Source organism: Xenorhabdus sp. TS4, assembly GCF_014467265.1.
Lineage (GTDB): Bacteria > Pseudomonadota > Gammaproteobacteria > Enterobacterales > Enterobacteriaceae > Xenorhabdus > Xenorhabdus ehlersii.
On the sequence record NZ_NKHQ01000008.1, the window covers coordinates 43,060 to 56,342 of the forward strand.

General features: G+C 45.4%; 16 protein-coding genes. 7 read left to right on the forward strand and 9 right to left on the reverse strand.

Translation table 11 applies throughout. The annotated features are described in order from the left end of the window. Positions 1–53: 53 nt before the first annotated feature. The 6 genes from lptB to Xets_RS06015 all read right to left on the reverse strand — a co-directional run bounded on the left by lptB (position 54) and on the right by Xets_RS06015 (position 4,541). Complete coding sequence (gene lptB / locus Xets_RS05990) at positions 54–779, reverse strand: LPS export ABC transporter ATP-binding protein (protein WP_099130834.1); 726 nt, start codon at positions 777–779, stop codon at positions 54–56. A gap of 6 nt (positions 780–785) precedes the next feature. Then, the gene (gene lptA, locus Xets_RS05995; RefSeq protein WP_099130833.1) at positions 786–1,334 is read right to left on the reverse strand and encodes a lipopolysaccharide ABC transporter substrate-binding protein LptA; all 549 of its coding nucleotides are present in this window, start codon (positions 1,332–1,334) and stop codon (positions 786–788) included. Continuing rightward, positions 1,315–1,908, reverse strand: a complete 594-nt coding sequence (lptC, locus tag Xets_RS06000; RefSeq protein WP_187651332.1) for an LPS export ABC transporter periplasmic protein LptC — start codon at positions 1,906–1,908, stop codon at positions 1,315–1,317. The genes lptA and lptC overlap by 20 nt, the downstream gene beginning before the upstream one ends. Positions 1,909–1,927: 19 nt before the next feature. After that, on the reverse strand, positions 1,928–2,491 hold the full coding sequence (gene kdsC / locus Xets_RS06005; protein WP_099130832.1) for a 3-deoxy-manno-octulosonate-8-phosphatase KdsC: 564 nt from the start codon (positions 2,489–2,491) through the stop codon (positions 1,928–1,930). Between the two features lie 68 nt (positions 2,492–2,559). Beyond that, complete coding sequence (gene kdsD / locus Xets_RS06010; RefSeq protein ID WP_099130831.1) at positions 2,560–3,528, reverse strand: arabinose-5-phosphate isomerase KdsD; 969 nt, start codon at positions 3,526–3,528, stop codon at positions 2,560–2,562. A gap of 35 nt (positions 3,529–3,563) precedes the next feature. Continuing rightward, positions 3,564–4,541 carry a calcium/sodium antiporter gene (locus tag Xets_RS06015; protein ID WP_187651333.1) on the reverse strand — a complete coding sequence of 326 codons (978 nt, stop codon included), beginning with the start codon at positions 4,539–4,541 and terminating at the stop codon, positions 3,564–3,566. Between the two features lie 231 nt (positions 4,542–4,772). Between Xets_RS06015 and mlaF the strand changes: the two genes are divergently transcribed. From mlaF to murA, 7 genes are all read left to right on the forward strand, one after another. Further along, positions 4,773–5,576 carry a phospholipid ABC transporter ATP-binding protein MlaF gene (mlaF, locus tag Xets_RS06020; protein WP_099130829.1) on the forward strand — a complete coding sequence of 268 codons (804 nt, stop codon included), beginning with the start codon at positions 4,773–4,775 and terminating at the stop codon, positions 5,574–5,576. Positions 5,577–5,586: 10 nt separating this feature from the next. Further along, positions 5,587–6,369, forward strand: a complete 783-nt coding sequence (gene mlaE, locus Xets_RS06025) for a lipid asymmetry maintenance ABC transporter permease subunit MlaE (protein ID WP_099130962.1) — start codon at positions 5,587–5,589, stop codon at positions 6,367–6,369. 4 nt (positions 6,370–6,373) lie between these two features. After that, complete coding sequence (mlaD, locus tag Xets_RS06030) at positions 6,374–6,886, forward strand: outer membrane lipid asymmetry maintenance protein MlaD (protein ID WP_099130828.1); 513 nt, start codon at positions 6,374–6,376, stop codon at positions 6,884–6,886. Between the two features lie 33 nt (positions 6,887–6,919). After that, entirely contained in the window at positions 6,920–7,549 is a 630-nt protein-coding gene (gene mlaC, locus Xets_RS06035) for a phospholipid-binding protein MlaC (protein WP_187651334.1), read from the forward strand. Between the two features lies 1 nt (position 7,550). After that, on the forward strand, positions 7,551–7,904 hold the full coding sequence (gene mlaB / locus Xets_RS06040) for a lipid asymmetry maintenance protein MlaB (protein ID WP_187651335.1): 354 nt from the start codon (positions 7,551–7,553) through the stop codon (positions 7,902–7,904). A gap of 155 nt (positions 7,905–8,059) precedes the next feature. After that, complete coding sequence (gene ibaG / locus Xets_RS06045) at positions 8,060–8,314, forward strand: BolA family iron metabolism protein IbaG (protein ID WP_074020576.1); 255 nt, start codon at positions 8,060–8,062, stop codon at positions 8,312–8,314. Between the two features lie 57 nt (positions 8,315–8,371). Then, positions 8,372–9,634 (forward strand): UDP-N-acetylglucosamine 1-carboxyvinyltransferase, encoded by a 1,263-nt coding sequence (gene murA, locus Xets_RS06050; RefSeq protein ID WP_099130825.1) that lies wholly within the window; start codon positions 8,372–8,374, stop codon positions 9,632–9,634. A 78-nt stretch (positions 9,635–9,712) separates the two neighbouring features. Here murA and degS read toward each other — a convergent pair whose 3' ends face one another. The 3 genes from degS to zapG form a co-directional block, all read right to left on the reverse strand. Beyond that, positions 9,713–10,777, reverse strand: coding sequence for an outer membrane-stress sensor serine endopeptidase DegS (degS, locus tag Xets_RS06055; protein ID WP_187651336.1), 1,065 nt, complete (start codon positions 10,775–10,777; stop codon positions 9,713–9,715). A gap of 89 nt (positions 10,778–10,866) precedes the next feature. Continuing rightward, the gene (locus Xets_RS06060) at positions 10,867–12,246 is read right to left on the reverse strand and encodes a Do family serine endopeptidase (RefSeq protein WP_099130823.1); all 1,380 of its coding nucleotides are present in this window, start codon (positions 12,244–12,246) and stop codon (positions 10,867–10,869) included. A gap of 314 nt (positions 12,247–12,560) precedes the next feature. Continuing rightward, positions 12,561–12,959 carry a Z-ring associated protein ZapG gene (gene zapG, locus Xets_RS06065; RefSeq protein ID WP_099130822.1) on the reverse strand — a complete coding sequence of 133 codons (399 nt, stop codon included), beginning with the start codon at positions 12,957–12,959 and terminating at the stop codon, positions 12,561–12,563. Between the last annotated feature and the right edge of the window lie 324 nt (positions 12,960–13,283).

Genomic DNA, 13,283 nt, shown 5'->3' on the forward strand with positions numbered 1-13,283 from the left:
CCTTAACCTAGCTTGAATAGTTCCTTGAATCGCGCCTGACAGAAGGATAAAAGTTAAAGGCGGAAACCTTCACCCAAATAGACGCGTTTGACCTGCTCGTTATTCAGGATGTCATTCGGAGTACCGTGGGCAATCAAATGACCCTGGCTGACGATGTAGGCACGTTCACAGACATCCAGTGTTTCACGCACATTGTGGTCAGTAATCAGTACTCCTAATCCGTAATCCCGCAGATGTTGAATGATCTTTTTAATATCCAGTACGGAAATGGGGTCAACACCGGCAAAAGGTTCATCTAACAGAATGAATTTGGGATTGGCTGCCAATGCACGGGCAATCTCCACCCGACGGCGTTCACCACCGGAAAGTGATTGCCCAAGGTTATCACGCAGGTGAGCGATGTGAAATTCTTCCATCAATTCTTCTGCACGCGCTTTTCTCTGCTCTTGAGTCAGGTCTTTGCGAATCTCCAGTACCGCCATCAAATTGTCGAATACACTCAAACGACGGAAGATAGAAGCTTCCTGAGGCAAGTAACCTATCCCACGGCGTGCACGCTCATGCAGGGGCAGCAGGCTGATATCTTCTTCATCAATGGTGATAGAACCAGCATCACGTGGAACAATGCCAACCACCATATAGAAAGTAGTGGTTTTACCTGCTCCATTGGGACCAAGTAAACCAACAATCTCCCCTGATTTCACGTTTAGGCTGACGTTCTCAACGACCTTACGGCCTTTATAGGCTTTTGCCAGATTTTCTGCGTTTAGTATTGCCATCAGTCGTTATTTACCCTTTTTCTGAGCGTCAGCGCCGTTAACACCTGGGCCTTTTTCTTGTAGCTGGGCAGGTAACAAGACGGTAGTGACATGTTTACCTTTATCGCTAAAGGCTTCCATTTGTTGTGTCGGTACGAGATAAGTGATTTTATCGCCTTTGATATTACTGTCTAGCTGTTCAAGATAGGCGTTCCCTGTCAGGGTGACCAGCTCTTTATCCATCTCATAGCGCATCTTTGATGCATGACCTTTGATGGGCTTACCATCATCTTGCAATTGGTAAAAAGTGGCAGGATTACCGAATGCTTCAATAACTGTCTTGTCAGAATTTCCTTCCGGGCGGGTAACAACGACCTTATCTGCATGAATGTCGATCGAGCCTTGTTTTACGCTAACATTATCCGTAAATGTGGCAATGTTTCCCGTTAAATCCAGCGACTGTCTTGCTGAATCGATGGTAATGGGCTTTTTTGTATCATCTTTTAAGGCCAGTACGGGTAGGCTGACGGCAAAAAGAGTACCGGCAATAATGGAATTACGGATTAGGTTGTTCATGTGGAATCTCATATTGAGTGGTCACCTTTTCAATCAGTTCAGCAGTTTTGTTTCGCAGATTGCCACGCATTTTCATGCCAACAGATTTCAGACCGACACCAATAAGAGTGACTCGGTCATCGGATGCGACATCTTGGGTTGTCAGATTGACGATCGCATTGTCTGTTGTGATCCGCTGCAATTGTGACGCATCGTTCAGGCTATCCACTTGGACATCCCCGTACAGATAGAGCATCTTATCTTGGGTCATTTTGGCCTTGTTGGCGCGTACTGTCCATGTTGCTATCGGGGTGCCAGGGGTGCCATTGGGGGCAAATGTTATCAATACGGGGTTGGTAAACCAGGTCAACTTGGTTTCCGTATAGTTTTTAACATCGTCAGCGACCAGCTTGTAAGTCAGCTTACCTTCCGGATCATAGACAAAAGTAATAGCTTCCTGTGTTTGATAAGTCGGATAACCATCATCCACAATGGCTGATGAGGTATTATCATTTACATTCGAGAAATTCCAGCCAATCAGCGCAAGCGCGATCAGTGCCAGTATTGCGATCAGCCAGGATTGAATTTTGCTCATTCTTTTTTTCAATTTTAATTTATATGGATAATCCTTTGGCATCTTCGAGCTTATTCTGAGCGAAGAGTACCAAATCACAAAGTTCCCTGACTGCACCGCGACCGCCGGCAATCTGAGTCACATAATCTGCTTTTGGCAACAGTAAAGGATGGGCATCAGCAACTGCAACAGATAATCCAACTTGTGCCATGACAGGCCAGTCAATAAGGTCATCACCAATATAGGCGACTTGCTCTGGCTGCAACGCTAGTTTATCCAACAGTTCCTTATACGCCAAAACCTTATCGTTTTGTCCTTGGTAAAGATGTGTAATACCTAGGGTTTCTGCCCGATTTTCCAGCAGTTTTGCTTTGCGGCCAGTGATGATGGCAACCTCAATATCGGAGGTGATTAAACAACGGATGCCATAACCATCACGAACGTTAAAGGCTTTCAGCTCTTCGCCTTCATTGCCCATGTAGATAAGCCCATCAGACATCACGCCATCAACATCACAAATCAACAAACGGATTTGGCGGGCTTTTTCGATAATTACTTGATTAACTGGGCCATAACAGGTGTCCAGGTACTCTTTTTGACTCATTAAGAAATTCTCTTAAGATTTATATCATGCTTGTTTGTATCAGTTTACTTGCTTTATAGAAGACCGGTCTACACAACACCGGCCTGCAAAAGATCGTGCATGTGTAGTACACCAAGTAATTTGTCACCTTCTGTGACCAATAGTGAGGTGATATGGCGTGATTGCATCAGGTTTAGTGCATCAACCGCCAGTGCATTGGGTTTAATACGAATGCCACCGGCAGTCATGACATCAGAGATTTTTGCATTGTTTAAATCAATGCCCATGTCGAAAACACGGCGTAAATCGCCATCGGTAAAGATACCACTGATCTGCATGTTATCATCACAAATAACCGTGATGCCCAATTTTTTGCGGGTGATTTCCACCAAAGCCTCACGCAAAGTCGCTGTACGGGGAACACGGGGAATGTCATTACCCGTGGTCATTAAATCACTGACCAGCAGCAGAAGTTTGCGTCCGAGTGCTCCACCAGGATGGGAAAGGGCGAAGTCTTCAGCCGTAAAGCCACGGGCCTGCAAGAGTGCAAGGGCTAATGCATCGCCCATGACGAGTGTGGCGGTGGTGCTGGTCGTGGGGGCCAATCCCAATGGACAGGCTTCCTGTGGGACTTTGATGCACAAGTGGATGTCTGCGGCTTTGCCCATGTTACTGTTGCGATTATTTGTCATGCAGATGAGCGGGACTTTTTGTCGCTTGAGTACGGGAATTAACGCCAGAATTTCATTTGATTCACCGGAATTGGAAATCGCCAGTACGATGTCTTTTGCTGTTACCATGCCGAGATCGCCATGGCTGGCTTCGCCAGGATGGACAAAGAACGAAGGTGTACCGGTGCTGGCAAATGTCGCAGCGATTTTTCGTCCAATATGACCGGATTTACCCATCCCCATCACAATGACTTTTCCTTCACAACTAAACATTAGTTCACAGGCTTGGCTGAAATCGTCATTAATGTATTGTTCCAGGCCAACCAGCCCTTCAAGTTCAATATGTAATACTTGCTTACCTGCTTGCTGAAAATCGATTTTAGGCATTTTTACTTCCCACTCTTTTCCCATTCAATCGGCAATTACTTAGTACCGTAATAATTAGAAACAAAAAGTACGACAAAATAAGTGATAAAACAGCTCAGTAGCAAGATGCCGTTCAATCGGTTCAATCGATGCTTTCTTCCCAGACAAAATACCGTGAATAGTATACTCGCTGCCATCATGACCCAAAAATCGCGGGAAAATGCTTGAGGTGAAAAGGCACTAGGGGAAAGTATGGCAGGGACACCCAGAACAAGGGTGGCGTTGAATACGTTTGAGCCAACAATATTGCCCATTGCCATGTCATTCTCACCTTTTATGGCCGCAGCAATAGCGGTGGCAAGCTCAGGCAAACTGGTTCCCACGGCAAGTATTGTGAGGCCAATCACCAGTTCGTTAACACCATAAATACGTGCAATAACGGTTGCATTATCAATCACCATGCGGGTAGAAATGGGAAGAATCATTAACCCCAGAACCACCCAAAGAAGCGCAATTCCTTTGTTGCCTTCGACCGGCAATTCGGCATTTCGTTCCTGGGTATAGCTATCAACCCTATTGTGTTGGGAGAAAGCGGTCATCTTTATCATCAGAGAGATAAAGAAGAGGGCTGCAAGCACTAAAAGAATACCATCCAGCCGGCTCAGGTATCCATTGGACAGCAAATACCCTGCAAATACGGTGATCGCCAACATTAGGGGCACTTCTTGTCGCAAAATTTCTGATTTTACCCTGATTGGCCGAATGAAAGCCGCAGCTCCCGTAATGAGCAACAGGTTAGTAATATTGGAGCCAATGGCATTGCCTATGGCCATGTCTGGCTGTCCGTCTAAAAATGCTGTGACAGAGACCATCAGTTCTGGCAGCGAGGTTCCTATTCCCATAATAACCAGGCCGACAATAAAAGGGGGAATTTTCATGGCACGGGCAAAAACGGCCGCACCATAAACTAATCTATCGGAACCATACACCAGTAAAATCAACCCGGTAATGAGCAGTACAATTGTCAGAAACATGGAGTGTCCCTTAAATAAGTTTTATTCCGAGCATAATGCTAATAATGGTTGATTTTTAAACATGGAATGTTTATTCAGCTAGACTTATACATTCTGACGATCAAGCGATAAAAAGTAAAATTTGTCACAACTTTGCTAACGCAAAATTGGGCAATTTTTTGTAGTATGCATTATTAATTATTTAAATACAGTCATGAAGACAGTTCTATTAACGGTTAGGGGCTATCAATAATGAGTCAACAAACAGCAAATCTTATTGAGATCTGTGGAATGCATTTCACCCGGGGCCAACGCCCGATTTTTGCTGATATTAATCTGACCGTTCCGAAAGGAAAAATTACCGCCATTATGGGACCTTCTGGTATCGGAAAAACCACGTTGCTGCGTCTGATCGGGGGACAAATTCGCCCTGAACGTGGTGAAATTTGGTTTGATGGCGATAATATTCCGGCATTATCCCGCCCACGTCTGTATGCTGCCCGTAAGAAAATGAGCATGTTATTTCAGTCAGGTGCTTTGTTCACCGATCTGAATGTTTTTGACAATGTGGCTTTTCCCCTGCGTGAGCATACCCAACTGCCTGAAGCGTTGATTCACACAACCGTGATGATGAAGCTGGAAGCGGTAGGGTTGCGTGGCGCTGCGCACTTGATGCCATCGGAACTCTCTGGCGGTATGGCAAGGCGAGCTGCATTAGCAAGGGCGATTGCACTCGATCCCGACTTGATCATGTTTGATGAACCTTTTGTCGGTCAAGATCCCATCACGATGGGCGTTTTGGTGAAGCTGATCGATGAGCTGAATCATGCGCTTGGTGTTACGTGTGTCGTGGTTTCCCACGATGTGCCTGAAGTACTGAGTATTGCCGATTATGCTTATATTGTGGCTGAGAAGAAAGTGATTGCAGAAGGTACTCCAGATCAACTGAGAATGAATCAGGATCAACGGGTTCGGCAGTTTCTTGATGGTATTGCTGATGGGCCTGTACCTTTCCGTTTCCCTGCTGGGGATTACAAAACTGAGTTATTAGGATGATGGAATGTTGATGTTAACACGGGCATTAGCAGCAATGGGCCGGCGTGCGATTGAGGTTACGGCTTCATTCGGTCGTGCGGGCTTTATGCTGTTTACTGCAATCATTGGTAAGCCAGAGCCAGCCAAACAATGGACACTATTGCGTCAGCAACTGTATAGCGTAGGTGTTCAATCTCTTCTGATCATTGTGGTTTCAGGTCTGTTTATTGGTATGGTGTTGGCCTTGCAAGGTTATTTGGTTTTAACCACATTTAGTGCGGAAGGCAGCCTTGGCATGATGGTGGCGTTATCACTACTGCGTGAATTGGGGCCTGTGGTGACTGCACTACTGTTTGCCGGGCGAGCGGGTTCAGCTTTGACTGCAGAAATTGGTTTGATGAAAGCCACTGAACAGATTTCCAGTCTGGAAATGATGGCGGTTGATCCGCTGCGCCGCGTTATTGCCCCGCGTTTTTGGGCTGGTTTTATCAGTATGCCCTTACTCTCCCTAATCTTTGTCGCTGTGGGGATCTTGGGAGGTGCAATAGTGGGTGTTGATTGGAAAGGCATTGATGGTGGCTTCTTCTGGTCATCGATGCAATCTACGGTTGAATGGCAAAAAGATTTGCTCAACTGTTTTCTCAAGAGTGTCGTTTTTGCTATTACGGTAACTTGGATTGCACTGTTCAATGGTTATGACGCTATCCCAACATCGGAAGGGATCAGCAGGGCAACGACGCGCACAGTAGTTCATGCGTCGTTGGCGGTATTGGGTTTGGATTTTGTGCTGACAGCACTGATGTTTGGGAACTAAGTCGATGCGAAGCAAGAAAAATGAAATTTGGGTGGGAATTTTTGTCTTGATTGCGTTGGCAGCAATCATTTTTTTATGCCTCAAAGTTGCAGATATCCGATCTTTCGGCAGCCAGCCAACTTATCGTGTATATGCCGCGTTTGATAATATTGGTGGCCTGAAAGTACGTTCACCGGTGAAAGTTGGCGGAGTAGTTGTTGGCCGCGTGGAGAAAATCTGGCTGGATCACAAAACCTATACACCACAAGTTGAATTGGATATTTTCACGCAATACGACAATATTCCAAATACCAGTTCGCTTTCTATCCGAACGTCAGGGTTACTGGGAGAGCAATATATTTCTCTCAATATTGGGTTTGATGACCCTGATTTAGGCACTGCCATGTTGAAAGATGGCGATCGTATTGAAGATACCAAGCCTGCGATGGTACTTGAAGATTTGATTGGTCAGTTCTTGTATAAGAGTAGTGGCGGAAGTCAGGGAAAATCCGCTTCGGCACCTGAACAAGCACACTAACCAGCAATCCACTGCTTAGGAGAAATAACACTTATGTTTAAGCGATTACTTATGGTTGCGTTGCTGGTGGTTGCGCCATTGGCCAGCGCTACAGATCAAACCAACCCCTACGCATTGATGAAAGATGCAGCGGCAAAAACGTTTATCCGTTTGAAGAACGATCAACCGCAGATTCAGGCCAATCCAGAAGTCTTGCGTCAGATTGTGCGTCAAGAATTACTGCCTTATGTGCAGATAAAATATGCAGGAGCACTGGTTCTGGGGCCTTACTACAAACAAGCGACACCGGAGCAGCGTGATGCTTATTTCAAGGCGTTTGAATCCTATCTGGAGCAGGCATATGGTCAGGCCTTGGCGATGTATCACGGACAAGCTTATCAGATTGCACCAGAACAGCCGTTGGGTGATAAGACGATAGTGGCCATTCGTGTCACGATCATCGATTCTAATGGACAGCCGCCTGTTCGTTTAGATTTCCAATGGCGTAAAAACAGTAAGACAGGTTATTGGCAAGCTTACGATATGATCGCAGAAGGTGTGAGCATGATCACGACCAAGCAGAACGAATGGGCGGATATCCTGCGTCAGAAAGGTATTGATGGCCTGACTGAACAGTTAGCCATCAGCGCGAAAGCACCAATCACTTTAGAAAAGAAAAAGTGATATGGAAAAAGCGACTTTTGATAACGATATGATGATTAACGAAAATGTCAATCAGGGAACTGTTAACTGGGAAAAGGCCGGTAATACATTGTTTCTGCAAGGCACATTGGATCGTGATAGTTTGTTACCCCTTTGGCAACAAAAAGAGCACGTTCTGGAGGACATTGGCAATATTGATGTCTCTCAACTAAGCCGTGTGGATTCTACGGGGTTGGCCCTGTTTGTCCAATTAAAGGGGGAATGCCAGAAACGTGGCAGGACACTGACTTTTTCAGGCGTAGGTGAACGCCTGAGTACGTTGATAACGTTGTATGGTCTGCAAGCCCTTCTTGACGATAACCAGCCGAAGACGTAATTCCTTTTTTTGATCATCAGCGCCCTTGTAAGCTATCAACTTACAGGGGCGTTTTTCTTGGTTTAAGAGTTGCCTTTATTCCATTAGGATAAGCATCTACTATTATTTTTTTAATTTAACGACACTATTTTCTAACGACGAGTGTGAGCAGATTTATGGATACGAATGAAATCAAAAAAGTGCTGATGGAAAAATTGGCACTTGATGAAGTTATCGTCAGCGGTGACGGCAGCCACTTTCAGGTTATTGCTGTTGGCGCATTTTTTGATGGCCTGAGTCGGGTTAAACAACAGCAGGCTGTTTATGCTCCTTTGATGGAATACATCGCTGATAACCGCATTCACGCGTTGTCAATCAAAGCCTATACGCCGGCACAATGGCAGCGTGACCGTAAGCTTCAGGGACTTTGAAGCTGTTTGCCTCACCGCGAACAGCACACTTTGAATTAAATAAGAGAATCATGACAGATGGATAAATTTCGCGTGAAAGGGCCTACCTGCCTGTCGGGAGAGGTGATTATTTCCGGGGCAAAAAATGCCGCCTTACCAATTATGTTCGCAGCGTTACTGGCAGAAGAACCGGTTGAATTACAGAATGTTCCTGAATTGAGAGATATTGATACCACGATCAAATTGCTTAATCGTTTGGGTACAAAAGTGGAACGTAATGGTTCTGTTTTTATTGATGCCAGTGAAGTCAATGAATATTGTGCCCCTTATGAACTGGTTAAAACCATGCGAGCGTCCATCTGGGCATTGGGACCGTTGGTGGCACGTTTCGGTCAGGGGCAGGTCTCTTTGCCAGGCGGCTGCGCTATTGGAGCTCGCCCTGTTGATCTCCATATTTCTGGCCTGGAGCAGCTTGGTGCGAAAATCGTGCTGGATGAGGGATATGTCAGAGCCACTGTGGATGGCCGTTTGAAAGGTGCCAGCATTGTGATGGATAAAGTCAGTGTTGGGGCAACGGTTACGATCATGACTGCGGCAACATTGGCAGAAGGAACAACCACCATTGAAAACGCTGCGCGTGAACCTGAAATTGAAGATACAGCTAATTTTCTCAATATGCTGGGAGCAAAAATCAAAGGTGCAGGTACTGATCGCATTGTGATTGAGGGAGTTGAGCGTTTGGGTGGTGGTGTTCATCGTATACTGCCTGATCGTATCGAAACTGGCACCTTCTTGGTCGCGGCGGCGGTTTCACGTGGTAAGGTAGTTTGTCGTCATGCGAAACCTGATACTTTAGATGCTGTTTTAGCCAAGTTGCGTGAAGCTGGGGCGGATATCAAAGTGGGAGAGGATTGGGTTAGCCTTGATATGCATGGTCAGCGGCCAAAAGCAGTGACATTCCGCACGGCACCTCATCCGGGCTTTCCAACTGATATGCAGGCGCAATTTAGCCTATTGAATATGGTTGCAGATGGTGCAGGTATGATCACTGAAACCATTTTTGAAAATCGCTTCATGCATATCCCTGAGTTGATTCGTATGGGCGCACGGGCTGAAATTGAGAGTAATACAGTGTTGTGTCATGGTGTTGAAAAGCTATCTGGTGCTCAGGTTATGGCGACTGATTTGCGTGCTTCTGCGAGTTTAGTATTAGCTGGTTGCATTGCCGAAGGAACGACAGTCGTAGACCGTATTTATCATATTGACCGTGGTTACGAACATATTGAAGATAAGCTGCGTGGTCTTGGCGCAAATATTGAGCGCATTAAGACAACTGGCTAAACGGAATTAAATATTCTTTCTCGTCCACCTTGCCCACATTATGGGTGAGTGGACGAGAAAATAGCTGGCGAGAAAAGATTAATAGCCATCAAACTCATCGATTGTGACGTTAAGTGTGAGGGAAGCTCCATCGCGTAGCACCGTTACAGGAACAACACTGCCCGGACGAATTTCCGCAACTTTATCCATTGTTTCCACAGGTGAGATGGCTGGCTGGTGATTAACGCTGGTAATGATATCTCCCACTTTGATCCCCGCTTTTTCAGCCGGACCATTAGGTGCGATCTGGAAAACGCGTAACCCCTGAATTTGATTGATATTACTGCCTGATGAGCGAATATAGGGTAATTCTCTGGCGGTGATGCCTACATATCCCCTGATAACTCGGCCATCACGGATCAATTTCTGCATAATGGTAGTCGCCAGTTTTGTTGGAATGGCAAATCCCAGCCCTTCCGGTGTTGAACCAAACTCAGACTTATCGAACGTTAACGTATTGATACCAACTAATTCTCCTAGCGTATTGACCAAAGCACCACCGGAGTTGCCTTGGTTAATTGACGCATCTGTTTGCAGGAAATTCTGGCGACGCGTTGGACTAAGGCCGACACGCCCGGTTGCACTGATAATGCCTTGTGTGATGGTTTGTCCCAAATTGTACGGATTGCCGATAGCCAACACGATATCCCCTACGTGGGCCACACGTTTAGGATTAATTGGGATCACAGGCAGGTTTGTGGCGTTGATTTTTAAAACTGCCAGATCCGTTGGGCTATCTGAGCCGACTAACAGTGCTTCATAAAAGCGCCCATCTTGCAAGGCGACAATAATGGAAGCTGCCTTATTGATAACATGCCGATTAGTGAGGATATAGCCTTGTTCACTCATAATGACACCGGAACCTAAAGGAAGAAGTTCCCGGCTTTCATGGGAAAAACTGCCCATGCTGCTGCTGTAAATATTGACTACCGCAGGAGCAGCCCGGCGGACAGCTTTGCTGAAACTGGATACTGTATCGCTGCTGTTGTTGTTATCGCTCAGGAAATTTTTTAAGCCACTAGGACGCAGAGAGGGGATAGCGACCAGCAAAATAGCGGCAATCAATAAGCCTATGAGTATAGAGCGTAATAACTTGATCAGCATGACATTATTCAGAGTAGTAATTGATTGAAAGAAGAATAGCATAGAAGCGGACAGACACAGTATTATACTGTGTCTGTCGTGGGTATAGATTAATTACGCAGTAAGAGATAAATATTATCGTCACCACGTAAGACGTTCAATGCGATAATGGTCGGCTTCTCCTCAGTGATCTTGCGTAATTCACTGATATTTCGTACACGCACATTATTGGCACCAACAATCAAGTCATCCTTCTGCAAACCCGATATTGCAGCAGGTGAGTTCGGAATAATCGAATCCACTTTGATGCCTTGGGTATTTTTTATGGCGGCATTACTCAGGGTTGCGCCTTGCAGGGCAATACTCAAGTTTTCTGCTTTCGTTGGCTCTCCATCACTGTTATCCAGTGTAACGGTGACTTCAAGTGGCTTCCCTTTGCGCAGCAGACCAATTGTGACTTCTTTACCTGGAACTGTTGTACCAACCTTCGCACGTAGCTCAGCAAAGCTATTAATTTTTTTGCCATCAAAGGAGATTAGTACATCCCCTGGTTTGATACCCGCTTTAGCCGCAGCCGATTTAGGCAGGACTTCGCTGACAAATGTCCCTTGTTGTGCTTCAACATTGAGTGCTTTGGCGATGTCTGCCGTCATCTCGGTTCCTTTGATACCGAGTATGCCGCGTTTGATTTCTCCATGGGAAATAAGCTGGGCAGAAAGAGCCTTAGCCATATTACTTGGGATGGCAAAACCGATACCGACGTTACCACCGCTTGGTGCGAGGATGGCGGTGTTAATACCGATCAGTTCTCCTTTCAGATTAATCAATGCACCACCAGAGTTACCGCGGTTAATAGGGGCATCGGTCTGGATAAAGTTTTCCAAACCTTCCAGATTCAGGCCGCTGCGGCCAAGAGCAGAAATGATCCCGGATGTGACGGTTTGCCCCAAGCCAAATGGGTTACCGATGGCAATAGCATAATCTCCGACGCGCAGTTGGTCGGAGTCAGCGAACTTGATGGCAGTCAGGTTTTTGGCATCTTTCAATTGCAAAAGAGCAATGTCGGTTTGTGGATCACGTCCAAGGAGTTTTGCTGAGTATTCACGACCATCATTTAATTGAACGCGTATTTTATTTGCATTATTAATGACATGACTATTGGTCAATACATAACCTTTATTGGCATCAATAATTACCCCAGAGCCTAACCCCGTGAATGGACGTTTTCTTGGTTCTTGCGGAGGAAATGCAGGACCGAAGAAGAACTGGAAATCGTCAGGTAACTGGAGTTGTTGGCTTTGTACTTCTGTACCTGAAACATGAACAGTGACAACAGAAGGCAGCACTTTTTCCAGCATGGGAGCGAGACTGGCTGATTCTTGAGCGACCGCAGCAGCAGGTAGGGCTGCATTACTTACCATTGGAACTGAAGCTAAAGATAGTCCGATACTAATAGCGAGTGCGCTGAGCAATGTATTTTTTCTTTTCATGAATACGTTCTCTTAATACCTAAGCTAGAAAAGGAAATTGTGCTTAAGAGATCTATCCTGTCAAGGCTTTGCTACCTTGGAAATCACTTATTCCTGAGGATTAGATAGGCCTTAAGCATCATTGTTTCAATGCTGTTATGACTCTCAATTATTCAGCAAAGTTCACTAATAAAGTCGTTTTAATGCGTTTCTTTACAGGTATTTACGTGAATCAAAAATCAAAAATCAAAAATAAAAAACAAAAATCTTTCCATTGGATGAAGGGCACGAAAGGGAGCCGTGGTAGCGATTGTTACCACGGCAAAGTGTATTAATTATTTATCTTGGAGCGGACGGAACAGGCCAGATGCACCTTCAGAATAATCCCGTGGAGGCGTGTTAGCAGTCACTTTATTTGTCTCAGTTTCGGATTCGCTTAGACGATAATTGAAAGGATTATCCTGTACTGGCATGTTGGGCATCAGTTCATTGGAACTTTTCGCCATGTGCTGATACAACTGACGGTAATCGCGTGCCATATTGTCAAGTAATTCAGCGCTACGGGCGAAATGGCTGACCAGCTCTTTGCGGTATTCTTCCAATTCAGCCCGATTTTTCTCCAATTCAGCCTGTAGGGCATTTTGTTGGCGTAGCTTTGAGCTGCCAAAGCGGACAGCCAGCGCGCCGACGATAAAACCGATGATTAATCCGATCAGGGCATATTCCCAAGTCATGGCAACTCCTTTAGTAACATCGTTATTCTGCAATATTGTTTCTGCAATGTTCTTAGAGCCTTATCCCATTAGGCAGTTCTGTTTGCAAGGATATACAACTATTGGGATAGGTTCTTGGTTCATGATGACCACTATAACCGTTAATTTAGTCAGAGTGGAATATTGATTATTAATTAATTCATTTATCTGTAATCTAATATAACGCGATGCTCGACTTTAACATCTTATAACGTTGGCTTGTTGAAGCCAGTCGCGTTGACTTTTACCTTGTTTAAAATTGGCAAAAATACCCAACGTGTGAGAAAGAAGTTTTCTAGCAATTCG

Excerpts from the sequence above, each read along its gene's own strand:
- mlaE (WP_099130962.1), top strand. The coding sequence starts at position 5,587 with ATGTTAACACGGGCATTAGCAGCAATGGGCCGGCGTGCGATTGAGGTT.
- zapG (WP_099130822.1), bottom strand. The coding sequence starts at position 12,959 with ATGACTTGGGAATATGCCCTGATCGGATTAATCATCGGTTTTATCGTC.
- degS (WP_187651336.1), bottom strand. The coding sequence starts at position 10,777 with ATGCTGATCAAGTTATTACGCTCTATACTCATAGGCTTATTGATTGCC.
- kdsD (WP_099130831.1), bottom strand. The coding sequence starts at position 3,528 with ATGCCTAAAATCGATTTTCAGCAAGCAGGTAAGCAAGTATTACATATT.
- mlaB (WP_187651335.1), top strand. The coding sequence starts at position 7,551 with ATGGAAAAAGCGACTTTTGATAACGATATGATGATTAACGAAAATGTC.
- Xets_RS06015 (WP_187651333.1), bottom strand. The coding sequence starts at position 4,541 with ATGTTTCTGACAATTGTACTGCTCATTACCGGGTTGATTTTACTGGTG.
- lptA (WP_099130833.1), bottom strand. The coding sequence starts at position 1,334 with ATGAACAACCTAATCCGTAATTCCATTATTGCCGGTACTCTTTTTGCC.
- kdsC (WP_099130832.1), bottom strand. The coding sequence starts at position 2,491 with ATGAGTCAAAAAGAGTACCTGGACACCTGTTATGGCCCAGTTAATCAA.
- lptB (WP_099130834.1), bottom strand. The coding sequence starts at position 779 with ATGGCAATACTAAACGCAGAAAATCTGGCAAAAGCCTATAAAGGCCGT.
- mlaD (WP_099130828.1), top strand. The coding sequence starts at position 6,374 with ATGCGAAGCAAGAAAAATGAAATTTGGGTGGGAATTTTTGTCTTGATT.
- lptC (WP_187651332.1), bottom strand. The coding sequence starts at position 1,908 with ATGAGCAAAATTCAATCCTGGCTGATCGCAATACTGGCACTGATCGCG.
- ibaG (WP_074020576.1), top strand. The coding sequence starts at position 8,060 with ATGGATACGAATGAAATCAAAAAAGTGCTGATGGAAAAATTGGCACTT.
- murA (WP_099130825.1), top strand. The coding sequence starts at position 8,372 with ATGGATAAATTTCGCGTGAAAGGGCCTACCTGCCTGTCGGGAGAGGTG.
- mlaF (WP_099130829.1), top strand. The coding sequence starts at position 4,773 with ATGAGTCAACAAACAGCAAATCTTATTGAGATCTGTGGAATGCATTTC.
- mlaC (WP_187651334.1), top strand. The coding sequence starts at position 6,920 with ATGTTTAAGCGATTACTTATGGTTGCGTTGCTGGTGGTTGCGCCATTG.
- Xets_RS06060 (WP_099130823.1), bottom strand. The coding sequence starts at position 12,246 with ATGAAAAGAAAAAATACATTGCTCAGCGCACTCGCTATTAGTATCGGA.